This is a genomic window from Vibrio sp. TH_r3, assembly GCF_033101115.1.
In the GTDB taxonomy this organism is placed as follows: domain Bacteria; phylum Pseudomonadota; class Gammaproteobacteria; order Enterobacterales; family Vibrionaceae; genus Vibrio.
On the sequence record NZ_JAWMPW010000008.1, the window covers coordinates 123,256 to 147,083 of the forward strand.

Below are 23,828 nucleotides of genomic sequence, written 5' to 3' on the forward strand. Positions count from 1 at the left end.
AAATTAACCATAATAAATAGTCAAGTTATATTGTTATGAGCCGATACAATTTTAGTTATGAGGCTTGAATTAGTTAATACAAAACTAGCAAAGTAACTCTATTTATCGTGTAACCCTACAGAACGAAAGGCTTAATTGAAATGATCAAAATACAATCGCTTAAGAGTAAGCTGGCATTTTCAGCTAGCATAGCTATCTTGATCGGAGGTGCATTAGTTGAAGCACTTTCTTATAACGCTTCATTAAATCGGCTGGATGCACAAGTTGAACAAAATTTGAAAGGGACAGTGAGTGCTTATAATCAATACGTAGAAGATTGGTTGTTATCGAAAGAACGGTCACTTACTTCTTTACCAACCGAGATAAATAAAGAAACGGTAGTTAAGCATTTAAAGCAGATTCGACATTCAGCAGCATTTGATAATGTTTTTTTGGCCTATCCAGACGGAAGCCAAGATAATGCCAATGGAGTTGTATTGCCATCTGGCAATGATGATCCTCGTAAATGGGGTTGGTATATAAACGCTAAAAAAATGCCTTCTAAAGTTTTTATGGATAACCCCACAGTTGCGGCAGCCACAGGAGCCAATGTGGTTTCTTTGGGTAAAGCTGTTAATCTTGGTGGAGAACAAATAGTTCTGGGAGCTGATGTTGAAATTACCGATATTGTTAACGGATTATCTCATGTAATTCTGCCGGGAAGCGGGTACATGTTTATTATGAATGATAGAGGTAATATTTTTACACATGCCGATACGCAGTTACTGAATAAGTCGGTTTCTGAATTGGGTCTCGACGTTAAAACAATCACCACCGCAAAACAGAGTGTAGAAAACGTAACAGTTGAGGTACGAGGCGAAAAATCGGTTATTCATGCTCAGACGATTGTTGGTACTGGGTTAACTACGGTAGCGGTTGTCAATTATGATTCATTGGTCGCACCGCTTAACAGCGCGATATGGCAGCAACTACTTGTTACGGCCATTTTAGTTATGGTTTGTATTGCGTTATTTAGCGTGTTGTGTAATTTCTTGTTCCGTCCATTAAATAATGTATCTAATGCATTGGAACAAATCGCTAATGGTAATGGCGATCTTACTCAACGAATTAAGGTTGAAAGTGATGATGAAGTTGGTAAGTTAGCGAATAACTTCAATATTTTCGTAGCGAGTCTTAATGAGCTGATTAGCCATATACGTAATCAATCAAAGCAACTAGATAGCTATTCACAAGAAAGTTCACAGCTTGCCGAACATGCTGTAGAAGGCATAAATCAGCAGCAACAAGAGATAACTTTAGTTGCAACTGCGGTCACTGAGCTGTCTTCGGCAACCCAAGAAATTTCTTCGAATGCAGAACAAGCCTCTAATGCAGCACAAGAGTCCACATACAGTACTCTAAACGGGCAAGAGATGGTGGATAATACGCGTGGTTCAATTAATAGCTTGGCGCAAGAGCTCGAAATGGCTGAAAAAGTAGTTGGTGATTTGAATCTTCATGCTCAAGAAATTTCTACAGTGCTTTCAACTATTCAAGATATAGCAGAGCAGACTAATTTGCTTGCACTAAATGCTGCAATTGAAGCCGCTCGTGCTGGTGAACAAGGACGAGGTTTTGCTGTTGTAGCGGATGAAGTAAGAGTTCTTTCTCAGCGAACTCATTCCTCGACCGAGGAGATAAAGTCGACTATTGAGACATTGCAAAATACAACCACCAAAGCCGTATCAATTATGGCTAGTAGTGCTGGCTTGGCAAATAACTCCGTTGAAGATGCTGACAAGGCCACTGCTGCATTACAAGAAATCAATCACGCAGTGACACTTATTAGTGATATGGCCGCACAAATTGCGACTGCGGCACAGCAACAAACTCACGTAACAGGAGAGGTGACGCAAAACATTACATCAATTAAGGATGTTGCAGATCAACTGGTGTCAAATTCTAAAGCGAGTTCAGCTTCCTCGGAAAAAGTAAAAAATGAAGTTGAAGCATTAAGTGAAAAGGTATCGACCTTCAAATTAGCTTAGCTAGTAAACGCTATAAAATAAAAGATAAAAAGCCTTGTGAATGTTGTCATTCTCGAGGTTTTTTTATGCCCTTATCAGAAATAATGATAATGAATTTAATGGTCGAATTTATCGCTTAATTGCACCATTTTTGTAACAAAAACAATATATTGGTGCAATGAAATAATACTTTGAACCTAACAGGGTATTAAAATAGACAATGTTCACTTGGCACACGTTTTGCTCTGTTAGCTTGGCTTTTCATGTTATTGGTAACTTATATTACCAAGCCGTTCTTATTTATTACGAATTTTTGATACAGCGTCAAATTATAACGAGGTTCCAATGAAAAAAATATTTTTGCTGTTATGTGCTTGTTTTTGGTTTTCATCTAGTGTCATGGCGAAAGAATGGAAGGAAATACGATTTAGCGTAGAAGGGGCTTATCCACCTTTTAATTGGACAACAGAAACCGGTGAACTAACGGGTTTTGATGTCGATTTAGCTAACGCTATCTGTGATGAATTACAAGTTAAGTGTATTATAGGCAAGCAAGATTGGGACGGGATCATTCCCGCATTACTGGCTAGAAAACACGATGCGATTATTGCCGCAATGACGATAACGGCCGCTCGCGAAAAAAGAGTCAGTTTTTCTCGACCTTACGCGTTTGTTCCTCAGCGATTTATTATGGCTAAAGAGCGTGAAATTGATCTCAGTGAAGAAAGTATGGATGGTCTGGTTATTGGTACGCAACGTGCCACAATTGGGGATCAATATTTAACTCAAGCCTATCCAAACATCGATCTTAGAAGATACAATACTTTTGATGAAGCGTTTGCTGATTTGATTAATGGTCGATTAGATACAGTCTTTGGCGGTGCTCTTGGACTAAAAACGGGTTTATTAGATACCGAAGAGGGTAAAAATTTCCATTTTACCGGTCCTTCTTATACTGAAGAAAAGTGGTTTGGCAAAGGTATTGGTATCGCGGTACGCAAAGAAAACAAAGATCTTATTAAATTGCTCAACAAAGGCTTAGATGCTTTGATCGCGAATGGAAAACATGAAGCGATAGCAAAAAAATATTTCTCGTTTGATATATCCGGCGCAGAACTAAAGTAATTTTAACTATTAACAGCAGTTAGTTTGGATCAAAGGAATGAGCTGCGTATGTTGATATTATTCAACGTAATAAAATGCTCAAGTTAACTATTATTATTTGGCTTGAGCGTCCTTACTTATTGAGTATTTCATATTAAGCCACTTTATTTGTTTACCCTAAATTTGTCACCTTAACAGTCAACAGAATACGGCCTATAGTCAATTAATACACCTTACCTTGTGACTAATGTTCTTGGCACTAACTCAATCCCTGTTTCGTAACGTTTAGCTGAAGCATTAAGAGCTGAAGTGAGAGCGCTGTCTGCAATAATTTCAAATTGTTGTGGAAGCGAATTGATTTTCAAAGGTAGAAAGTCGAGTAAGCGATTATCACCGAATGTACCTATTTTAAGATGTTGCATTAAATTTGGGTGTTCTAATAATACGTCAAGTACCCCTTCTAATAAGGTATATGAGGTTGTTATTATCGCATCTGGAACGGTTTTTTCCTCTATCCATTTTTCAAAAATCAGCTTTCCTTGTTGACGATTAAAATGTTCACCGTAACCAATAAGTGAACGCTTACTTTCGGCCTTGATCACCGATTCAAAGCCAAGTTGACGTTCTTTAGATATATTCAGTTCCGGTAGTGCACCAATCAATCCAACGGTTTTAACGTGTTCCGATAGTATTGAACGCGTTAGCTCTAAAGCTGCATTGAAATCTTCACTAATTACACAAGCAAAACATTCGTCATCCAAAGGGCGGTCAATCGCAATAATGGGTGTGCCGTTTTGTTGAATTTTTAAATAGTGTTGACTGGCGCTGGGTAAGCAACTGGCGACAAATAATGCTTCAATCCTGCGACTAACTAATGCATCGGCTAAATTTTCTTCTGTTTTGGGATCATCATCAGAACAGCCAATTAAGATTTGATAACCGGCTTTACGTGAATTCTGTTCAAGTAATTTGGCGAGTTTGGCGTAACTGCTGTTTTCTAAATCAGGAATGATTAAACCGAACGAACGACTGTTGCCGGCGCGTAATGAAGAAGCAGTATGATCTGGGCGATAGCGGTATTCTTCAACTACAGCCATTACTTTTTGCTGTGTTTTTTCACTGATGCGGTATTGTTTTGCTTTACCATTAATTACGTAACTTGCAGTCGTTTTTGAGACTCCCGCTAACTTAGCTACTTCATCTAATGTCATCTTGTTAACCTTTTAATGTGCGCAGGATCATAAATTCACAGCCTAATCTCTTTTCTGAGTTGAATTATACGCTGAACCGATTCAGTATTAAAGCTGAAAGGATTCAGCAAAGTTTATAATTTGATAAATTACACGGATTTTTATCTTTGGATTATGTCAAAAATAGAGATAAGGCATTTGCTGAATTTTTTTATATTAACGCTGAATCGATTCAGCAGATATCAGCAAATTAATGCAGCGCATGAACAGTAGTACATATTACTGCTCTACATAAGAGTAAAAAAGGCGAGAAGACAATGCTTAAACTAACCATTACAGACATTAAACTTCAGCAAGCAGCGAGTGCAAAAAAACAGGCAATTCGTGAACTGGCCATTGACTTAACCACAAAAGGTTTAGTTGATACCGGTTATGTTGATGGAATGCTTGATCGCGAAACACAAAATTCAACCTATTTGGGCAATGGGATAGCGATCCCTCATGGCACGACTCAGACACGAGGCTTAGTCAAAAAGACAGGTGTTGTGGTTCACCATTTTCCACAAGGGGTTGATTGGGGGGATAACAACACAGTATATGTTGCTATTGGTATTGCTGCGAAATCAGATGAACATCTTGGCATTTTAAAACAGCTGACTAAGGTACTTTCCGCTGATGGCGTTGAACATAAGTTGAAAATAGCCAGCTCCAAAGAAGAGATTATGGCGCTTTTGAATGGTGACGTTCAATTACAAGCTGATTTCGATCTCCCTTTAATACAAAAGGATTTTCCTGCTAACGACATGATCCAAATGAGTGCAGTAGCCAGCGGTTTAATTAAAAATACGGGTGCCGCAAGTCCCGATTTTGTTGCTGAATTAATCACCAAGCAACCGACTCATCTTGGTGGAGGGCTTTGGTTGGTGAGCAGTAATATTGGCGTTTCTCGTACTGCTATGTCTTTTGTTTCCACCAATAGTCAATGCGAATATGACGGTAAAACTGTGAAAGCACTTATTGCGCTTTCAGTATGTAACGCTTCGCATCAAGCAATATTGGATAGAATTAGCCAATGTGTATACCAACAGCGACAAGCTGAGCTTATACAAGCACCTGCGGCAACCCTCGTCGCGGTGTTGACTGGTGAAGATGATATGAGTGCTTTGTCACCAAACCGTTCGTCGCCAGAAAGTCACGCATTATCAGAAGAAACCCACAACGTAGCAGTATTTAAAATAATCAATGCACATGGCTTGCATGCTCGTCCAGGGGCCATGTTGGTCGCTGAAGCTAAGAAGTTTGAATCCACTATTAAAGTAGCCAACTTAAGCGGAAATGGAAAACACGTTAATGCTAAAAGTTTGATGAAGGTAATTGGTATGGGCGTCAGTTGTGGTCATGAGTTGGAATTTGTTGCCGATGGTGCAGATGCTAAGCAAGCACTCGAGGCGATTGGTGCAGCAATTGAAGCTGGATTAGGTGAAAGTTAAGGAATAAGTATGTCTACTAAAAAAGTGGTTACCGTTACGCTTAATCCTGCCTTGGATTTAACGGGACATTTAAATAGTTTAAATGTGGGGACGGTGAGTTTAGTTAATCAAGGTAATCTTCACGCAGCAGGCAAAGGCGTCAATGTGGCGCAAGTATTATGTGATTTAGGGGCAGAGGTAACCGTAACCGGCTTTATAGGTACGGATAATCAAGAAATGTTCTGTCAATTGTTCCAGAAACTTGGGGTGAATGATCGGTTTATTCGCGTCAATGGAGCGACTCGTATCAATGTAAAACTGGTTGAGCAATCTGGTGAAACTAGCGATATAAACTTCCCTGGAGTACAGGTCACAGCTAGTGATGTGCAGCAGTTTGAAACAGAGCTTTTTGCTCTTGCGTTAGATCATGATTACTTTGTCATTGCTGGAAGTCTTCCAAATGGGGTGTCTGCGAGTCAATGCGCCGTATGGATCCAGAGACTTCATGCCATGGGTAAAAAAGTCTTTTTTGACAGCAGCCGAGCGGCATTAAAAGCGGGTCTTGATGCTAATCCTTGGTTAGTAAAACCTAATGACGAAGAATTATCCGAATTGGTTGGTCGCGAGCTTAAAACGGCAGAACAGTGTCAGGAAGCGGCGCAAGAATTGGCCGATAAAGGCATCGAAAACATTGTTGTATCGATGGGGTCAGAGGGTGTGATGTGGCTAAACAATAGTAAGTGGTTTCGTTCACAACCTCCGCGCATGGAAGTGGTGAGCACTGTTGGAGCCGGCGATACATTAGTCGCAGGTCTGTGTTGGGGTCATATGCAGCAGATGGATAAGCCTAGCCTACTTACGTTTGCCACTGCGTTATCAGCATTAGCTGTTTCGCAAGTGGGGGTTGGTGTTAAGAGCCGTCAAGAGCTTGAACGATTACAACAGCAAGTTAAATTTCAGCAACTTAATTAATACGAATCGAGTTTAAAAATAAGTTAACTCGATACTATAACTAGACAAAAAGGTCGATAATTATGAATATTGCAATTATTACTGCTTGCCCTAGCGGAGTAGCCAATAGCATTATCGCTGCTGGGTTACTTTCTCAAGCAGCAAAATCTCTTAATTGGAATGCAAAAGTTGAATGTCAGTCATCGGTTATAGCCGGTGAGCAACTTTCTGCCGATGATATTAGTGCAGCAGATGCTGTGATCATCGCTACTAACACGCCTATTGATACAAACCGTTTTGTTGGGAAAAAGGTGTATCAAGCGAGTATTTCAGATGTGACTGAGGATGCAGAAGCATTTCTACAAAAAGCGGTGGATAGCGCAACTGAGCTAAGCTTGGCGAAAGTGAGCACTATATCTTCTGCTGCAAGCGCAGAGATGAGCAATAAAAAAATTGTTGCTATAACGGCTTGTCCTACAGGTGTTGCGCATACTTTCATGGCCGCAGAAGCGCTAGAGAACGAAGGTAAAAGCCGTGGCCATCAGATAAAAGTAGAAACTCGTGGTTCTGTTGGAGCGAAAAACCAACTTACAGATCAGGATATCTCTGAGGCAGATTTGGTTATTATTGCAGCCGATATCGACGTCCCACTGGATCGGTTTAATGGTAAAAAATTGTATAAGACAAAGACAGGACCTGCACTTAAAAAAACAGCAGAAGAGATGGACAAAGCCTTTGTTGAAGCCACTATTTACACCCATTCTGGTGGGAGCACATCTACAGCGAAGGATGAAAAAAAAGGGGTATATAAACATCTAATGACTGGTGTATCCCATATGCTTCCTGTTGTGGTTGCCGGCGGTCTTATTATTGCACTTTCATTTGTATTTGGTATCGAAGCATTTAAAGAAGAAGGCACTTTGGCGGCCGCGTTAATGACCATTGGTGGGGGTTCGGCGTTTGCGTTGATGATACCCGTTCTTGCAGGTTACATAGCTTTTTCTATTGCTGATCGTCCGGGGCTCGCTCCTGGTCTAGTCGGTGGTAGCTTAGCCGCCTCTATCGGCGCAGGTTTTCTTGGTGGCATAGCAGCAGGCTTTATAGCAGGTTATGCAGCGAAGTATATTGCAGATAAAGTACAGCTACCGCAAACACTTGAGGCGCTTAAACCCATTCTTATTATTCCATTGGTGTCGACTCTTTTTACCGGTTTAGTAATGATCTATATTGTTGGTGGTCCAGTGTCTACCATCATGTCAGCGATGACAGATTTTCTTGCTAACATGGGTTCAGCTAACGCAATTTTACTTGGTATTATTCTTGGCGCAATGATGTGTTTCGATCTTGGTGGTCCGGTAAACAAGGCGGCTTACACATTTGGTGTTGGACTTTTGGCGTCTGAGACGTACTTGCCGATGGCTGCCATTATGGCTGCGGGTATGGTTCCTGCGCTAGGTATGGGATTGGCTACTTTCCTTGCTAAGAAGAAATTTAATGCCGATGAGCGTGAGGGTGGTGTTGCTTCTTTTGTACTGGGTTTGTGCTTTATCTCAGAAGGAGCCATTCCATTTGCAGCTCGAGATCCAATGCGTGTGATACCTTGTACAATGGCTGGTGGTGCACTTACTGGAGCGTTATCAATGTTATTCGGTTGTGAATTACTTGCACCGCATGGCGGCTTGTTTGTACTCCTTATTCCAAATGCGATTACTTCTGTCTTTATGTATCTCATCGCTATTGCAGCGGGTACTGCTGTAACTGGATTTGGTTACGCATTTCTTAAAAAAAGTGACAAAGCTCAGCTAGCAAAAGTTTAATTTTTCTCTATCCCCGTAGAGTTTCTAGGACGCTTGAAAGAGCGTCCTTTTTTTGTAGCTATCACTTCAGTATCGATACGAACTTAAAGGCAGGTATTGCCTTCGTTTAACCACGAAAAGGTAGCTGAGAATTCAAAAAATAATACCTGCGGCTTATGGCGTATTCTAGAGTAGGTATTCACCTTCTCGTTCTGGCTGATAAGTCACGTCGGTAATGGTAACGTCAATCAAAAGGCCGTCTGGTTTAGGCCATTTAATAGAGTCGCCGACGGAAAGCCCAAGTAGCGCACTGCCAATCGGTGCGAGGATAGAAACCTTATTGCCAGAATCATCCATGTCCTTTGGATAAGATAGTACCAGTTCAAATTCTTTCTTGGTCGCTTCAATTACAAATTTCACTTTTGAATTCATTGTCACCACATTAGGCGGTAGCTTTTCTGGCGCCACAATTGTTGCACGTTCAAGCTCCTCTTCTAGTTCCTCGGTAGAAAGGCTATTACGAGGTAATGATTCAATCAGTTTGTAAATTCGATCCACATCTAAAGATGAAAGAATAATGTCTGGTTTAGTGTTCACGCGTGTCCTCACATAATTAAAAAATCATTTATCGAACCCAGTTACTTAATGGATTCGAGATAACTAAAAATATTGCTTATTACAATTAAGCACATTACCAAGCTATTTGCATAGCCATGAGTTATTGCCACGAATATGCCTAGGTTAGTAGTAATAATCAAGTTATGACTGGTTTCCTGCATCACAAAATAGAACCTCATTATTTTTGAAAATTAAAACGCCAGTTCAATAATAATTACGATCTAGGTCATAAATATTGTTGAGATAGTGCGAAATTTAGTGTGGATAGTCACATTTATTTCTATTCATATAAGAACAATATTGATCATATTTGTAGTTTGTTTATTATAAATGCATAATTTATGAGCAAGGAACATTATGTTAACCAAGTATTCAGCTAATCCACGAGATGTGAAGTCGTACTCAACATCACAATTGAGAGACGAATTTTTGAGTGAAAATTTATTCGAAAGATCAAAAATTAATGTGGTGTACAGCCATATTGATAGAGCCGTGGCCTTAGGGATTTGTCCTGATGGATCACCGTTGGTTGTTGAAGATTGGATAGATAATGATTCGTTTGGTACGGAGTTTTTCCTTGAACGTCGTGAGCTTGGTTTAGCGTGTTTAAGTGGAAAGGTTACTGTGACAGTTGATTCGCACGTTTTCACGCTGGATTCGTTAGATGTGCTCTATGTTGGAATGGGCGCAAAAAATATTGAGGTTCAATCTGTAGAAGGTGAGGCGATTGTCTATGGATTGAGTGCCCCAGCTCACAGAACGTTACCGACAAAAATAATTTCTCAGAGCGAAGCTCGTGTTGTCGAACTTGGTTCACAACAGACAGCTAACCTTCGAGTTATCAATCAATACCTTCATCCCGATGTTATTGAAACATGTCAATTATGTCTTGGCATTACGCATTTAGCGCCTGGTAGCGTTTGGAACACGATGCCTGCTCATACTCACGAGCGCAGAATGGAAGCGTATCTCTATTTTAATATACAACCGGAGCAATGCGTATTTCACATGATGGGAGAAGCAACGGAAACCCGTCATCTAATTGTTAGAGACAAGCAATTGGTTCTGTCGCCGAGTTGGTCTATTCATTCGGGGTGCGGTACACAAAACTATAGCTTTGTATGGGGAATGTTGGGCGAAAATCAGACATTCGATGATATGGACTTTATTCCAATGAGTTCATTGTCTTAAATGATAATAATAGGAAATAACATGAATAAAACGCTGAAAAATGTACTTTTTACCACAATAACCGGTGCGGCTATAACTGTGTCATCAATGACGTTTGCTGCCACCGAAATCAAGGCTGCGTTTAATCAGTCTGATCAACATCCACAATATTTGGCTCTCGAAAAGTTTGGTAAACAGTTAGAGTCTGCTACAGATGGACGCTATAAAGTCACCATATATCCAAATGCAGTATTAGGAGACCAACGTGCTTCTTTGGAATTGGTTCAAAGTGGCGCGGTTCAAATGGCTGTGGTAGCCAATCCATTAGTGGAAAACTATGATAACACCTTTACTGCAATCGGTATGCCTTTTGCTTACACGGGTATCGAGCACCAGGAGAAAGTGTTCACCTCAGGGATATTGGATGAGCTGTTTGCTTCAACTAAAAAGTTTGGTTTCGAAGTGCTCACTGCTTATACCGCTGGTTCAAGAAATGTTTACACCAAAGGGAGTAACGTTAAATCAGTGGCTGATATGAAAGGGAAAAAAATCCGCGTTATGCAATCAAACACAATGGTAGAGATGTTGGGTTGTATGGGAGGAACGGGCGTTCCTATGAGCCAAGGTGAAGTTTATACCGCTGTGCAACAAGGTGTACTTGATGGAGGTGAGAATAATGAAGTCACTTATGCCGATATGAAGCATTATGAAGTGGCGCCTTACTTTAGCAAAACATCCCACCTTATGGTGCCAGATTTGGTTGTGATCAGTGATGATTTCATGGGTTCTGTTGCGGATAAAGATCAAGCCATAATTCGCAAATTAGCCAAAGAATCAACAATTGATGAGTTTCAAAAATGGAACAAAAAAATTGGTGAAGCACGTGCACTTGCGGAAGAAAATGGCGCGACATTTGTCGATGTTGACGTGAAACAGTTTCAAGATAGCTGTAAGTCGCTTCAGCAAACACTAATTAAAACTGATGCGCAAAAAGAACTCTCAAAAGCCATCAATGAAATGAGCTAATTATGCTGGAGCTAGGCATTTCGCCTAGCTCCACTAGGTGTAAGGAAAAGTCTAGTGGATAAATTGTTAATCTGGATAGATAAAGCTAAATCAACTATCGATTGGATCGTTGAGCGAACCTGTATTGGTATCATGGGGTTTATTACCATTCTTGTGACTTATCAAGTAGTGACACGTTATGTTTTTAATAGTCCGAGTGCAGTGAGTGAAGTGCTGTCCCGCTATATGTTTGTTTGGTTAATACTAATAGGTGGAGCTTATGTATTTGGTCTTCGAGAGCATATGGCTATCACTTATATTCGAGATAAATTATCGCCTAAAGTTGGGGTGATCGTTGATATATTTACTGAATGGACTATTGCGATTTTTGCCTTCATTGTGATGTGGCAAGGTGGTTATAAAGCGTCTGTTCGTCAAATGTGGCAGCTTGATTCTGCCTTGGAAATTCCTATGGGGGTGATTTATGCGGCGCTACCCATTGCTAGTGTCTTAATTCTTATCTATTTCATTATTAATCAATTAAAACTCATTCATCAATTTCAAAAACTTAGTATAAAAGGATAATATCATATGGATGCTGCAACTCTTGCTGCGTTGATTATGTTCGGTGGTGCCATTTTTCTCTTGGTTTTGGGTGCACCCATCGGTATTAGTATTGGTTTGCCATCTTTTGTGGCGATGAGTACTATATTGCCTTTGGTTGGAGCAACAACAACGGCTGCTCAACGCATGTTTACTGGACTAGATAGCTTCGCTCTGCTCGCCATCCCTTTTTTCATATTAGCGGGTAATATCATGAACAATGGTGGGATTGCGATACGGCTTATTAATTGTTCACGTATTATCACTGGTTATTTTCCTGGTGCGTTGGCTCAGACTAACGTGGTATCAAACATGCTGTTTGGGTCCATTAGTGGATCTGGTGTTGCTTCTGCAGCGGCGATTGGTGGCATAATGAACCCCATTCAAGAAAAAGAAGGGTATGACGCTTCATTTAGAACGGCGGTTAATATTGCCTCTGCACCAACTGGTATGCTGATTCCTCCAAGTAATACACTTATCGTCTACGCAACGGTTGCTGGATCGGTGTCGGTTTCTGCTTTATTTATGGGCGGTTATTTACCTGGAATGCTTTGGGGTGGTGCGGTTATGTTGATAACTGGTTTCATGGCACATCGCAGAGGTTATCTGTCTAAGCATGAAATGACGGCTTCAGAACGTGTAAAACTTTTTATTGATGCTATACCAAGTCTTTCATTGGTCGTGGTTGTTATTGGCGGTATTCTGGCAGGAATATTCACGCCAACAGAGGCCTCGGCAATAGCGGTTGTTTATTCTCTTGCTCTTGGGTTTATCTATAAGGCCTTAAAAGTAAAACAACTACCGAGTATTTTTCTAGCTACGGCTAAACTCTCTGCCATTGTTATTTTTATGATTGCGGCGTCATCTATTATGTCGTGGGTGATGGCGTTTACTCAAATACCAAGTGTTATAGCGGATACGTTGCTGTCTCTGACCGACAACCCTATTATTATTTTGTTAATCATTAACGTTGTGCTGCTTTTTGTGGGCACGTTTATGGATCCAACGCCTGCTGTTTTAATTTTTACGCCCATATTTTTACCAATTTGTATGAATTTAGGGATGGATCCTGTCCAGTTTGGCATTTTGCTTGTTTTTAATTTATCGTTAGGCACAATTACTCCACCGGTTGGACCGATATTATTTACCGGATGTCAGGTCAGTGGGATAAAAATTGATCAGGTAATAAGAACGTTGTTACCATTTTTTGCAGCAATATTTTTGGTGTTGATGGCGGTTACCTATATTCCTGCCATATCTATGACACTGCCGCAATGGATGGGATTAGTTAAATAAGGGGTAACTATTTGGAAAAAGTCTCTCGGCAAGAATATAACGCACCTGCTCTAGAAAAAGGGTTGGATATTTTAGAGTTATTAGCAAGCTCAGGAGTGCCGTTGTCAAAGAAGCAGATTGCCGAGATGATGGGGCGAAGTGTAGGTGAAATTTTCCGAGTTTTGTCTGTATTGGTACGTCGTGGCTATGTGACGTTTAATGAAAAAACCGGTAAATATATGTTTTCTATGCAGATGTTTACGGTTGCAAATCAATACCCGCCACAGTTGCAGTTACTCAATATTGCTAAACCTTTAATGAAAGTGCTAAGTGAAAAGATAAACCAATCTTGTCATATATCCTGGTACGATAATCAACACTTAGTGGTGATAGGCCGAGAAGAAAGCCCGTATAAAATGGGTTTCAGTCTTAAGATAGGGGCGAAATTAGATGTTTGTTCATCTGGTTCTGGTATTGTTTTGTTGAGTTTTTGTGGTACTTCGAAAAGAGAGCAAATCTTACAACACAGTGGTGCTACCGCCAGTGAAATACAACAAGCTCAAGCACCAATAAAAGAAACAAGTAAACAAGGCTATTTTATTGGACCTAGTCCACAAATTTCTGGAATAACCAACGTAAGTGTGCCTATTTTTACTGGTACAGAGCTGTTAGCGGTCCTAACGGTTCCTTATGTCACTCTTGATTCTGATGCGGTCCATCATGCCGTAGATAGTATCGAAACCACTAAAAATGAATTAATTAAAGTGTGCGATTCAATTTCTATTCAACTTACACCGCAACATAAAGATTATTAGCTAATTCGGGGTGGATAACCCCGACTGCTTAAAAATTCGCAAGGTATTGTTGTAGTTCTTTATAGGTTGGCAGTGCTGTCATTGCTCCTTTGGCGGTGGTGGCTAATGCTCCACAAGCGTTGGCTTGAACGATAATTGATTCGATACTTTCTAAGTCGTGCCAATTCGTTGTATTTGCAAGGCCAGCCAGTAACCCACCAACAAAGGCATCACCTGCTCCGGTAGTATCAATAGGCTTGATTGCTTTACCAGCAATCAGCTTTTTCTCACCGTTTAATGTAATTAATGCGCCTTTTTTACCTTGAGTAACAATGGTTAATGGAAGCGTAAAATGAAGACTTAGCCACGACAATGCCGAATCAACATCATCTTGGTCGGTTAAATAGAGTAATTCATCATCAGAAAACTTTGCAACATCTGCTAAAGCAATCGCTTCTAACACGACTGGCTTCATTTCATTAATGTTCTGCCAAACATCATCACGTAAATTAGGATCAAATGAAACATACCCACCCACTGCTTTTATTGCTTTCATCGCATTTAAAGTAGTGGAACGAGAAGGTTCGTTAGCTAGAGCGATAGAACATACATGTAGCCATTCGCCTTTTTTGAAAGAAGGAACATCATTAGGTTGCAAAAACTGGTCTGCGCTAGGGAGAACCATAAAAGTGAAACTCCGTTCGCCATCATCGTCAAGATCGACGATAACGGTTGATGTTCTATGTTGCTCATCCAACAACATGTATTGAGTGTCAACGCCTTCTTGATGTAACACCTGTTTTATGAATTTACCGAGTGGATCATGGCCGACACGGCCGAAAAAAGCGCTGTTGCCACCAAGTCTAACGATACCAACTGCAACATTAGCAGGAGCACCTCCCGGGCATTTTAAGTAAGTGTTTTCATCATTCGGAATGAGATCAATTACGGCATCTCCGGTGACCCACACTTTAGTCATTTTATTTACCTTTTGTCAGATGAGTTTCGTTGTTTTTGTCGTGTGGTGTTTTAATACACCACACGACAGACTTAGTTTATTGATAAATATAGAACAGAACGTCGAGATGTAATGTTATTTATTTTGCCGCTAATTTAGCTTGCTTTATTTGCTGGTGTTTGCCCAATACAATGGTTACCGAGAAGGCTACCGCAAATGAAATTGCCATACCCGCTATATATAAGCCAACTTTATCAGGTGTAATAGAGATAATACCTGGCAGTCCTGCTGCGCCTAACGCTTGAGCTTTCACTTGAAAGAAGCTAATGAACGCACTGCTTATAGCTGCACCAGTAATGGCGGCAATAAAGGGATAACGTAATTTTAAGTTAACACCAAATAACGCAGGTTCGGTGATACCTAATAAAGCGGTTACGCCGGATGGCATTGCTACGCCTTTCATTTTAATATCTTTTGTTGTTAGGCCTACCGCGAGCGCCGACGCGCCTTGAGCAATATTAGACATAGCAGCGATAGGGAAAATAAAGCTACCACCGGTTACGGCAATATTGGTCAGCAATTGAGTTTCGATAGCAATAAAGCTGTGATGCATACCAGTAATAACAAATGGAGCATAAATAAATCCAAACACTGCGCCACCTATAAAGCCAGCGGACTCATATAACCAAGTTAATCCATCGCCTAGCAAGAAGCCAATATCACGAGTGAAAGGACCAACAACAGTGAAAGTAATAACGCCGGTAATAAAAATAGCTAACATTGGGGTTAACAAGTTATCCAAAATAGATGGGATAACCTTGCGTAGATTCTGTTCTACCTTAGCCAATATAAATGCAGAGACTAAAACTGGTAATACTGACCCTTGATAGCCAACTTTTTGAATTTCAAAACCCAATATGTTCCAAACTGGGATATCTCCGGTTATAGATGCGCTGCCGAACCCCCAACCATTGAGTAGATCTGGGTGAACCATTAACATACCCAAAGCGGCACCAAGATAAGGGTTACCTCCAAATTGTTTAGAAGCGGAAAAAGCCAACAAAATCGGAAGATAGACAAAAGGTGCGTTAGCAAAGGTGTTGATCATTGAAGCTAGATCTGCCAATCCTGGATTAGCATCAATAAGAGATTGACCTTCAATGAATAGACCGTTAGCGGTGAGAAGATTGAACACCCCCATTAAAAGACCACCGGCTACAATAGCAGGAATAATTGGTACAAAAATGTCAGAGAGGCCTTTTACTGCACGCTGAACAATGTTCTGTTTACTGGCACCAGCCGAAGCGACTTGTTTGGTCGACATCTCTTGCATATTAGTCAATTTAGCGAGTTCTGCGTGAACTTGGTTGACAATTCCTGAGCCAAAAATAATTTGGTATTGGCCTGCCACTTTAAATTGACCTTTCACGCCATCTAATGAATCAATCGTTTTTTCGTCTACTAGAGATTCGTCGTTTAAGGCTAAACGTAATCGTGTCGCACAATGCGCCAACGCTTGAATATTTTCTTTGCCACCTAAGGCGGCTAGTAGTTTTGTAGCAACAGCGGGGTAGTTCATATCCTGCTCCATTTTATTAATATGTGTATTTTTGGGAACGTTTGCAATTGTGATTGTTTATAAATTCACAGATAAAGTCAAAATAGTAACGCTTTTATTGTGAAATAGATCAAATTTAACGAGTTATTAGAACAATGAGAGCTAGCAGTAGCAGTATTATAATCTTTATAATGATTATTTTTCGCAAACCATCCCAATAAGGAATGTGCATGGCTAGCTTGCACGATGTGGCAAAACTCGCAGGCGTCTCTAAATCGACGGTTTCAAGAGTTATTAACAATGAGTATGGTGTGAAATCCAGTACGAAACTTAAGGTAGAGAAAGCGGTTAAAGAATGTGGCTATGTTGTTAACCAAGTGGCTAAAGATCTAAAGTCACAGAAGACTAATTTGGTTGGTATTATTGTTCCTCGTATGGCATCCAACGCAACCGCACAAGGGGTTGATGGACTTAGCCTCGTTTTTGAACATAATAAAAAACATGTGTTACTTGCGAATAGTCAAAGAGACCACAGAAAAGAGGTTGAATTTATTAGCCTTTTTAATCAAAAAAGAGTGGAAGGAATTATTCTATATGCGACCCATCTTGATGAAGATATTTTGGGTGCGATTGCGCAATCTAATGCACCGGTTGTTCTCGTTGGACAAGACGGTTCATTACATAATATTCCCAGTGTGATTCATGATGATTTTCGTGTGGGTTATGAAGCAGGAAATAGATTACTGAAAGCGGGTTGTAAGCACATTGGATTTATTGGGGTTGAAAATCATGATTTAGCGGTGGATGGCTCACGTTCTCAAGGTTTAGAACAAGCATTAACGCAAAATAAACAAGCGATGATGTTTCATGTTCATGGGGATTTCACTATCGAATCAGGTTATCAGCAAATGCGCCGGATTTTTGAACAAAATATCAAGGTTGATGGTGTTTTTGCTGCGACGGACCGTATGGCACTGGGCGCAATAAAAGCGATTCAAGAACAAGGTCAAACTGTTGGCGTTGATATTAAAGTACTTGGAGTAGGTAACGATGAACTTGGAAAAATTGCCAGTCCAGGTTTATCTACTTTTAATTATGCATTTGATTATGCAGGAGAAAGTGCAGCAACACTTTTACTTGAAGTCATTGAAGGAAAAACCAATATTATGAGTAAAATGGTACTTGGCTTCCAAAGTGTAGAGCGGGAAACCTGTTAATTTTAGATTGATTGAGTGCAAAAAATAGATTGGTTGGATTAAAAAAATAAATTAGTCGGGTCCAAAAAAGAGAAAGTTATAAATTGTCATTTTCATCTTTATCTACTAATATTGCAATCGTTCCCAATTTTAATGATGATAATTCACAGTGAGACGATGATGTTGGACCATATATTTAAATGTTGCGGTGGAAAAAGAAATCTTGCGCGAGTTCTGGTGGCTAACGAACAGCTTATTCTAGAAGTGAACGATGATACGCTATTGAACCTTGATAATTCAGAAATTTCCTGTACTGAAGTGACTGGGAAAACGCAGATTGCGTATCCTCTTACCCAAGATATTGATTCGAGTTTTCTATTAGCGATGGGTGCTGAAATTAGCCTCAGTCAACGCGATTTATTAACCCAAGTGCAACAGCCTGTTGAATGTATACATCGTCCTAATTGGCATATCTCGCCTCCTCAAGGGTTACTTAACGATCCAAATGGTTTCATTTTTCATAATGGTCAATATCATCTCTTTTATCAATGGTCACCGTTTACTTGCTCGCACAAGGATAAATACTGGGCACATTTAGTCAGTACGGATTTAATTAATTGGCAATGGTTGCCAGTTGCATTAACACCATCGGATTGGTTTGATTCTCACGGTGTATTTTCTGGTCATGCGTTAAGTGTTGCGGATGAACTGTGGGTGTATTACACAGGTAATACTCGTATTGGTTCGGAGCGGATACGACAAACTACGCAATGCCTAGCCATTTCAAAAGATGGAGTGAATTTTGAAAAGCTTGGGCCAGTAATAGACTGTCCGGCACCAAATGTTACTGAACACATGCGAGATCCTAAAATTATTCGTCAGCAGGACGAGTGGCTAATGTTACTCGGCGCACAACGCAACGATATGACTGGAAGATTGGCTGTTTATACGTCAACAGATTTACGTAATTGGCAATTTGATAAGTTATACGGTGATGAATTAGGCCAATTGGGTTACATGTGGGAATGTCCTGATATGTTTGAGCTTGGTGGCCAATCTTGGATCGTGATTGGTCCGCAAGGCATAGCGTCAGAGAGCCCTTACCATACAGTCCCTCACCATAATAGAATTGCTAAAGCGACAAAGTCGGATACCAATAGGCTGATTCTGGAACAACCGCAGCCATTAGATCATGGTTTCGATTTTTATGCGCCACAAACATTGCAAACCCCCGATGGGCGAAGAGTAATGTCTGGGTGGATGGGACTACCCGATGAAATAGAGCATCCTAGTCAAGGTTGGGTTCATCAATTGACCGCGTTACGAGAATTAAGCCTAGTTGATGGGTGTTTGAAACAGTGGCCAATTGCAGAAATAGCGCAACTTTATGGTGTTGAGCAAAATATATCATTGAGCTCTGAGGGTATTGACTTAGGTACCAAGTCATTTGATCTATCTATTACAATGCAGTGGGGACAAACGCTGCGTTTATTTGAAAATAGCCACCAATCTTGCCAAATAGATCTGGATGAAAACAAGCGTATCTTGCGTTTAGATAGAACTGAAACTCTGATTAAACAAGGGGATGTTATTCGCGAATTACCGTTAATGAGTGAGCAAGTGTCATTGCGTATTCTTGCCGATAGTTCATCAATTGAAATCTTTGTTAATGGCGGAGAACAGGTGTTATCTGCGCGTATATTTACCGATAATGACGCGACAAATCTATCACTACATGGCGGAGTCACTCAGGCTATCATGTATCCAATTCAGCGCGCGACTCCACCGTTTATTCAACCGTAGTTAAAGTTGTCATGCACATATGATTATTGGTTTCACTCTAGTCATCTTTGCTAAGCAGAAACAGCCACTGAAATAGTGGCTGTTTTTCCATACGGGATTGGTAAGTGGTTTTAATTTTATTCGTGTAAGTAAGTGCTGTGAAAGGCTAGATGATCATCGATAAAACTAGCAATAAAGAAGTAGCTGTGGTCGTAGCCGGGCTGCATTCTTAATTGCAATTGTGTTTGATGCTTATTTGCCGCTTCTATAAGAAATTCAGGCTGCAACTGCTCAATTAAAAAGTTATCTGCTTCTCCTTGGTCGACCAAAATAGGCAGAGCTGAGTAGGCGGAATTGAGTAATTCTGTTGCATCATATTGTTTCCACGCTTGTCTATTTGAACCCAGATAGGCATTGAAGGCCTTTTGTCCCCAAGGGCAAGCAGAAGGGTGGCAGATTGGGCTAAATGCAGAAATAGAACGGTATAAATCGGGATTTTTTAATCCGATGGTTAACGCGCCATGACCTCCCATACTATGGCCTGAGATAGATTTTATCGAACTAACAGGAAAAGTATTTTCAATTAATTGAGGCAGTTCTTGCGTTATGTAGTCATACATATGGTAATGATCTGACCATGGTTGCTCAGTCGCATTTAAGTAAAAACCTGCTCCTTGGCCTAAATCATAGTTCTCATCATCAGCTACGTCATCGCCACGAGGGCTTGTATCTGGTGCGACAATTGCGATACCCAGTTCTGCTGCCTTTTTAAAAGCCCCTGCTTTTTGCATAAAATTTTCATCGGTGCAGGTGAGCCCTGATAACCAATATAAAACAGGAACTGGATTGGCTTTTGATGCGTTTGGAGGCAAAAATAACGCAAAACGCATGGTGCAATTTAACGTGTGAGACGGGTGAGTAAATTGCTTGTGCCAGCCTCCGGCAACTTTAGTTTGGCTTATATTTTCGATAGTCATAACCGTTTCCAAAAAGTACCAATTTACAATCACGGTTTTAGCATTTGTAAAACCGCGATTGGGTCCATTAAGCTTTTTCTATTTATCTGTCCATGTGCAAAACAGTGCGAATAGATTCCCCTTTGTGCATTAAGTCAAATGCTTCATTGGCATCATCAAGACTCATCGTGTGAGTGATAAATTCTTGTAGACCAAATTCTCCCGCCATATAACGGTTAACTATTTCTGGTAATTCAGAGCGACCTTTAACTCCGCCGAATGCACTGCCACGCCATACTCGTCCTGTGACTAACTGGAATGGACGTGTTGATATTTCTTGACCAGCTCCAGCAACACCAATAATAACTGACTCGCCCCATCCTTTGTGGCAACACTCAAGTGCTTGACGCATAACATCGACGTTGCCGATACACTCGAAGGAATATTCCACTCCACCATCTGTCATTTCGACAATAACGTCTTGAATAGGTCGGTCAAATTTTTGAGGGTTAATACAATCGGTTGCACCCAATTGTTTCGCTAATTCAAATTTACTTTCGTTGATATCGATGCCGATAATACGATTAGCACCAGCCATTCGCGCACCAATAATGGCCGAAAGGCCAATGCCACCAAGACCGAATACTGCTACGTTATCGCCTTTTTCAACTTTAGCCGTATTCATTACTGCACCCATTCCTGTGGTTACCCCACAACCTAGCAAGCAGACTTCTTCAAGAGGGGCAGCTTTGTTTACTTTTGCCAGTGATATTTCTGGTAGCACCGTATATTCAGAGAAGGTCGAACAGCCCATATAATGGTAGATTGTTTCGCCATTAATAGAAAAACGACTGGTGCCATCTGGCATCAAGCCTTTACCTTGGGTTTCACGTACCGCTTGGCATAAATTGGTTTTACCAGACGTACAGAACTTACATTCACCACATTCCGCGGTATAGAGTGGAATTACATGATCACCGACTTCAACGCTGGTGACACCTTCGCCAACCATTTCGACAATACCGCCACCTTCATGACCTAAAATCGATGGGAAAACGCCCTCTGGATCGTCACCTGAAAGGGTAAATGCATCAGTGTGGCAAACTCCTGTAGCAACGATTCTAACCAGTACTTCGCCTGCTTTAGGTAATTCAACGTCTACTTCTTCTCTTTTGAGCGGCTCTCCAGCTGCCCATGCGACCATTGCTTTAGATTTAATTGATGTTTGACCCGGTTTGATTTCGATAGCCATAGTAATTTCCTAATTATCCAATACCTTTAGTCAATCAGTATAGTCAGTTTTAGAATTAAAGATAATTACCGTAAAATAGAAAACATTATTACCTATATGTAATAATGTTGGATGAAATGGTGACTTTAAGGATATTAATATGGCCAATTGGGAAGGAGTAAGTGAATTTGTGGCGGTAGCCCAAGCCGAAAGTTTTACCGCTGCTGCGAAAAGGTTAAGTACTTCTGTTGCACAAGTGAGCCGTCGAGTCTCTGCCTTGGAAGGACGCTTGGCGGTTAAGCTTCTTCATCGGACAACACGACAGGTTACGTTGTCAGAAGCGGGGCAAATTTATTATCAACAATGTCGACATTTAATTGAAGGATTAGAGGTTGCAGAGCTTTCTGTTATGCAAATGCAGAGTTCTCCCAAAGGAGTATTGAAAATCACCGCGCCAGTCACGTACGGCGAAACACGTATTGCTCCACTGATTTATCAGTTTATGACTCTTTACCCGTTGATTGATGTTGACTTAGTTTTGAGCAACCAAAAGTTAGATCTTATTGAACAGGGGATGGATGTCGCGATACGTTTAGGCCGGTTAGAAGACTCTAGTTTGGTGGCAAAACGTCTATCTGAGCGCCAATTATACGTTTGTGCCAGCCCTAAATATTTAGAACACAACGGAGAGCCTCATACGCTTTCAGAGTTAAATCAGCATAGTTGTCTGGTTGGGTCTCTAGAGTATTGGCGTTTTAACGAACAAGGTAGAGAGCGAAGTTTGAGAGTTTCCGGGAGAGTAAGATGTAATAGTGGATTGTCACTTTTAGATGCGGCTAAACGTCATTTTGGTTTGGTTCAGCTCCCTGACTATTATGTAAAAGAGGCACTAGAACAAGGTGAGTTGAAGGAAGTGCTCAGTGACTATCGAAATGATAAGGAAGGTATTTGGGCGGTTTACCCACAAAATAAAAATTTATCGCCCAAAGTTCGACTGTTAATTGATTTTTTAAGTGAACGATTGTCTTAATTCACTCAACAGAAGCATCAACTCTAGGGACTTGCTGAGTGATACAGTGAATATTGCCTCCACCGAGTACGATTTCGCGAGTGTTGACCCCACGAACAGTGTAGCCGGGAAAAGCCTCTGCTAAGATTGATTGTGCGACAGCATCGGTAGGTTGGCCGAACAGAGGAAAAATGACCTGTCCATTACTAATCAGAAAGTTTGCATACGAGGCGGCAAGGCGTTCTCCAGCTTGGCGTTCCATTCCTTCACTTTTATCGATACCTGCCGCTTCATCCGCTGTCATGAATAAAGGCCCTGGCATTGGCAGTTTATGTACCTTAATTGAACGACCCTTAGCATCGGTTTGCGTGGTTAAAATATCGTACGCTTGCTGACTAATTTGATATTGAGGATCCTGTTTGTCTTCACAATATGTGAGCACGACTTCAGCTGGCTTTATCACATGCATAATATTGTCCACATGACCGTTGGTCTCATCGTTATATAATCCGCGTGGCAACCAGATTATTTTTTTTACACCTAATAACATTTTAAGCTGTTGTTCAATTTGCTTTTTTGATAAATCAGGGTTTCGGCTTGGGTGCAATAAACATTCTTCGGTAGTATATAAAGTGCCATCGCCATCGGTATGAATAGAACCACCTTCTAAAACCAATGAGGTTGGGTAAATGTCATCTTGCGTTAAATTTAGCATCTTTTCTGCAACGGCATTGTCTAAGTCCCAAGGGAAATAGAGCCCATCGAGCAAACCACCCCATGCGTTAAACGTCCAATTTATACCTCTACGTTCACCGTTTTGATTCACTACATAGGTTGCGCCGATATCTCGCATCCAACAGTCATTATACGACATTTCTACTACGGTGATTTCAGAAGGTAAGTGTTTGCGAGCATTAGCAAATTGTGAATGAGGGACTAGCATAATGACAGGAGTGTGCTTGGAAATGGCTATAGCGACTTCGACAAATGCATGCTGCGCTGGCTTTCCACCGTGACGCCAGTTATCACTTCTGGTTGGCCAAGCCATCCATATTTCACTTTGTGGTTCGTGTTCGCCTGGCATGCGAAAATTATCACTTGCTGGTTGTGAGGTTAATTTTTTACTCATACCAATGTCCTTTGTCGTTGAGTCTCAT

At 40.8% G+C, this 23,828-nt stretch carries 20 protein-coding genes; 13 read left to right on the forward strand and 7 right to left on the reverse strand.

Going from position 1 to position 23,828, the window contains the following annotated elements; all coding sequences use genetic code 11:
• Positions 1 to 140 precede the first annotated feature (140 nt).
• Positions 141 to 2,027, forward strand: coding sequence for a methyl-accepting chemotaxis protein (locus R3X26_RS09695; RefSeq protein ID WP_317717100.1), 1,887 nt, complete (start codon positions 141 to 143; stop codon positions 2,025 to 2,027).
• Positions 2,028 to 2,351: 324 nt separating this feature from the next.
• The gene (locus R3X26_RS09700) at positions 2,352 to 3,131 is read left to right on the forward strand and encodes a transporter substrate-binding domain-containing protein (RefSeq protein ID WP_317717101.1); all 780 of its coding nucleotides are present in this window, start codon (positions 2,352 to 2,354) and stop codon (positions 3,129 to 3,131) included.
• 212 nt (positions 3,132 to 3,343) lie between these two features.
• Here R3X26_RS09700 and cra read toward each other — a convergent pair whose 3' ends face one another.
• Positions 3,344 to 4,321, reverse strand: a complete 978-nt coding sequence (cra, locus tag R3X26_RS09705) for a catabolite repressor/activator (protein WP_317717102.1) — start codon at positions 4,319 to 4,321, stop codon at positions 3,344 to 3,346.
• 296 nt (positions 4,322 to 4,617) lie between these two features.
• On the opposite strand from cra, the gene fruB reads away from it, so the two are divergent.
• The 3 genes from fruB to fruA all read left to right on the forward strand — a co-directional run bounded on the left by fruB (position 4,618) and on the right by fruA (position 8,537).
• Positions 4,618 to 5,790, forward strand: coding sequence for a fused PTS fructose transporter subunit IIA/HPr protein (gene fruB / locus R3X26_RS09710; RefSeq protein WP_317717103.1), 1,173 nt, complete (start codon positions 4,618 to 4,620; stop codon positions 5,788 to 5,790).
• 9 nt (positions 5,791 to 5,799) lie between these two features.
• Complete coding sequence (gene pfkB, locus R3X26_RS09715) at positions 5,800 to 6,741, forward strand: 1-phosphofructokinase (RefSeq protein ID WP_317717104.1); 942 nt, start codon at positions 5,800 to 5,802, stop codon at positions 6,739 to 6,741.
• Between the two features lie 62 nt (positions 6,742 to 6,803).
• Positions 6,804 to 8,537, forward strand: coding sequence for a PTS fructose transporter subunit IIBC (gene fruA, locus R3X26_RS09720; RefSeq protein WP_317717105.1), 1,734 nt, complete (start codon positions 6,804 to 6,806; stop codon positions 8,535 to 8,537).
• 165 nt (positions 8,538 to 8,702) lie between these two features.
• On the opposite strand, the gene rnk is transcribed toward fruA, so the two are convergent.
• Positions 8,703 to 9,113, reverse strand: coding sequence for a nucleoside diphosphate kinase regulator (gene rnk / locus R3X26_RS09725; RefSeq protein ID WP_317717106.1), 411 nt, complete (start codon positions 9,111 to 9,113; stop codon positions 8,703 to 8,705).
• A 378-nt stretch (positions 9,114 to 9,491) separates the two neighbouring features.
• On the opposite strand from rnk, the gene kduI reads away from it, so the two are divergent.
• The 5 genes from kduI to R3X26_RS09750 are packed head-to-tail and all read left to right on the forward strand — an operon-like array spanning position 9,492 to position 14,002.
• Positions 9,492 to 10,325 carry a 5-dehydro-4-deoxy-D-glucuronate isomerase gene (gene kduI, locus R3X26_RS09730; RefSeq protein WP_317717107.1) on the forward strand — a complete coding sequence of 278 codons (834 nt, stop codon included), beginning with the start codon at positions 9,492 to 9,494 and terminating at the stop codon, positions 10,323 to 10,325.
• Between the two features lie 21 nt (positions 10,326 to 10,346).
• Positions 10,347 to 11,330, forward strand: a complete 984-nt coding sequence (locus R3X26_RS09735; RefSeq protein WP_317717108.1) for a TRAP transporter substrate-binding protein — start codon at positions 10,347 to 10,349, stop codon at positions 11,328 to 11,330.
• 54 nt (positions 11,331 to 11,384) lie between these two features.
• Entirely contained in the window at positions 11,385 to 11,894 is a 510-nt protein-coding gene (locus R3X26_RS09740; RefSeq protein ID WP_317717109.1) for a TRAP transporter small permease, read from the forward strand.
• A 6-nt stretch (positions 11,895 to 11,900) separates the two neighbouring features.
• Positions 11,901 to 13,208: a TRAP transporter large permease gene (locus tag R3X26_RS09745; RefSeq protein ID WP_317717110.1), complete on the forward strand. Its 1,308-nt coding sequence runs from the start codon at positions 11,901 to 11,903 to the stop codon at positions 13,206 to 13,208.
• A gap of 11 nt (positions 13,209 to 13,219) precedes the next feature.
• Positions 13,220 to 14,002 carry an IclR family transcriptional regulator gene (locus R3X26_RS09750; protein WP_317717111.1) on the forward strand — a complete coding sequence of 261 codons (783 nt, stop codon included), beginning with the start codon at positions 13,220 to 13,222 and terminating at the stop codon, positions 14,000 to 14,002.
• A 28-nt stretch (positions 14,003 to 14,030) separates the two neighbouring features.
• Here R3X26_RS09750 and R3X26_RS09755 read toward each other — a convergent pair whose 3' ends face one another.
• Both R3X26_RS09755 and R3X26_RS09760 read right to left on the reverse strand, forming a co-directional pair.
• A complete protein-coding gene (locus R3X26_RS09755) occupies positions 14,031 to 14,960 on the reverse strand; it encodes an aminoimidazole riboside kinase (protein ID WP_317717112.1) in 930 nt (309 codons plus the stop codon).
• 118 nt (positions 14,961 to 15,078) lie between these two features.
• Positions 15,079 to 16,518, reverse strand: a complete 1,440-nt coding sequence (locus R3X26_RS09760; RefSeq protein WP_317717113.1) for a sucrose-specific PTS transporter subunit IIBC — start codon at positions 16,516 to 16,518, stop codon at positions 15,079 to 15,081.
• 209 nt (positions 16,519 to 16,727) lie between these two features.
• On the opposite strand from R3X26_RS09760, the gene R3X26_RS09765 reads away from it, so the two are divergent.
• Both R3X26_RS09765 and R3X26_RS09770 read left to right on the forward strand, forming a co-directional pair.
• Positions 16,728 to 17,714, forward strand: a complete 987-nt coding sequence (locus R3X26_RS09765) for a LacI family DNA-binding transcriptional regulator (protein ID WP_317717114.1) — start codon at positions 16,728 to 16,730, stop codon at positions 17,712 to 17,714.
• A gap of 159 nt (positions 17,715 to 17,873) precedes the next feature.
• On the forward strand, positions 17,874 to 19,496 hold the full coding sequence (locus tag R3X26_RS09770) for a glycoside hydrolase family 32 protein (RefSeq protein ID WP_317717127.1): 1,623 nt from the start codon (positions 17,874 to 17,876) through the stop codon (positions 19,494 to 19,496).
• A gap of 116 nt (positions 19,497 to 19,612) precedes the next feature.
• Here R3X26_RS09770 and fghA read toward each other — a convergent pair whose 3' ends face one another.
• Both fghA and R3X26_RS09780 read right to left on the reverse strand, forming a co-directional pair.
• Positions 19,613 to 20,452, reverse strand: coding sequence for an S-formylglutathione hydrolase (fghA, locus tag R3X26_RS09775; RefSeq protein WP_317717115.1), 840 nt, complete (start codon positions 20,450 to 20,452; stop codon positions 19,613 to 19,615).
• An 82-nt stretch (positions 20,453 to 20,534) separates the two neighbouring features.
• Positions 20,535 to 21,683, reverse strand: coding sequence for an S-(hydroxymethyl)glutathione dehydrogenase/class III alcohol dehydrogenase (locus tag R3X26_RS09780; protein WP_317717116.1), 1,149 nt, complete (start codon positions 21,681 to 21,683; stop codon positions 20,535 to 20,537).
• Between the two features lie 139 nt (positions 21,684 to 21,822).
• On the opposite strand from R3X26_RS09780, the gene R3X26_RS09785 reads away from it, so the two are divergent.
• Complete coding sequence (locus R3X26_RS09785) at positions 21,823 to 22,692, forward strand: LysR family transcriptional regulator (protein WP_317717117.1); 870 nt, start codon at positions 21,823 to 21,825, stop codon at positions 22,690 to 22,692.
• Position 22,693: 1 nt separating this feature from the next.
• Here the strand turns inward: R3X26_RS09785 and aguA are convergent, their stop codons facing one another.
• Positions 22,694 to 23,800, reverse strand: a complete 1,107-nt coding sequence (aguA, locus tag R3X26_RS09790) for an agmatine deiminase (protein WP_317717118.1) — start codon at positions 23,798 to 23,800, stop codon at positions 22,694 to 22,696.
• Between the last annotated feature and the right edge of the window lie 28 nt (positions 23,801 to 23,828).

Coding starts and splice junctions, on each gene's coding strand:
- fghA (WP_317717115.1), bottom strand. CDS start 20,452: ATGACTATCGAAAATATAAGCCAAACTAAAGTTGCCGGAGGCTGGCAC.
- cra (WP_317717102.1), bottom strand. CDS start 4,321: ATGACATTAGATGAAGTAGCTAAGTTAGCGGGAGTCTCAAAAACGACT.
- R3X26_RS09695 (WP_317717100.1), top strand. CDS start 141: ATGATCAAAATACAATCGCTTAAGAGTAAGCTGGCATTTTCAGCTAGC.
- R3X26_RS09780 (WP_317717116.1), bottom strand. CDS start 21,683: ATGGCTATCGAAATCAAACCGGGTCAAACATCAATTAAATCTAAAGCA.
- R3X26_RS09770 (WP_317717127.1), top strand. CDS start 17,874: ATGTTGGACCATATATTTAAATGTTGCGGTGGAAAAAGAAATCTTGCG.
- R3X26_RS09765 (WP_317717114.1), top strand. CDS start 16,728: ATGGCTAGCTTGCACGATGTGGCAAAACTCGCAGGCGTCTCTAAATCG.
- R3X26_RS09700 (WP_317717101.1), top strand. CDS start 2,352: ATGAAAAAAATATTTTTGCTGTTATGTGCTTGTTTTTGGTTTTCATCT.
- R3X26_RS09785 (WP_317717117.1), top strand. CDS start 21,823: ATGGCCAATTGGGAAGGAGTAAGTGAATTTGTGGCGGTAGCCCAAGCC.
- R3X26_RS09735 (WP_317717108.1), top strand. CDS start 10,347: ATGAATAAAACGCTGAAAAATGTACTTTTTACCACAATAACCGGTGCG.
- fruA (WP_317717105.1), top strand. CDS start 6,804: ATGAATATTGCAATTATTACTGCTTGCCCTAGCGGAGTAGCCAATAGC.
- R3X26_RS09760 (WP_317717113.1), bottom strand. CDS start 16,518: ATGAACTACCCCGCTGTTGCTACAAAACTACTAGCCGCCTTAGGTGGC.
- fruB (WP_317717103.1), top strand. CDS start 4,618: ATGCTTAAACTAACCATTACAGACATTAAACTTCAGCAAGCAGCGAGT.
- aguA (WP_317717118.1), bottom strand. CDS start 23,800: ATGAGTAAAAAATTAACCTCACAACCAGCAAGTGATAATTTTCGCATG.
- R3X26_RS09755 (WP_317717112.1), bottom strand. CDS start 14,960: ATGACTAAAGTGTGGGTCACCGGAGATGCCGTAATTGATCTCATTCCG.
- R3X26_RS09745 (WP_317717110.1), top strand. CDS start 11,901: ATGGATGCTGCAACTCTTGCTGCGTTGATTATGTTCGGTGGTGCCATT.
- pfkB (WP_317717104.1), top strand. CDS start 5,800: ATGTCTACTAAAAAAGTGGTTACCGTTACGCTTAATCCTGCCTTGGAT.
- kduI (WP_317717107.1), top strand. CDS start 9,492: ATGTTAACCAAGTATTCAGCTAATCCACGAGATGTGAAGTCGTACTCA.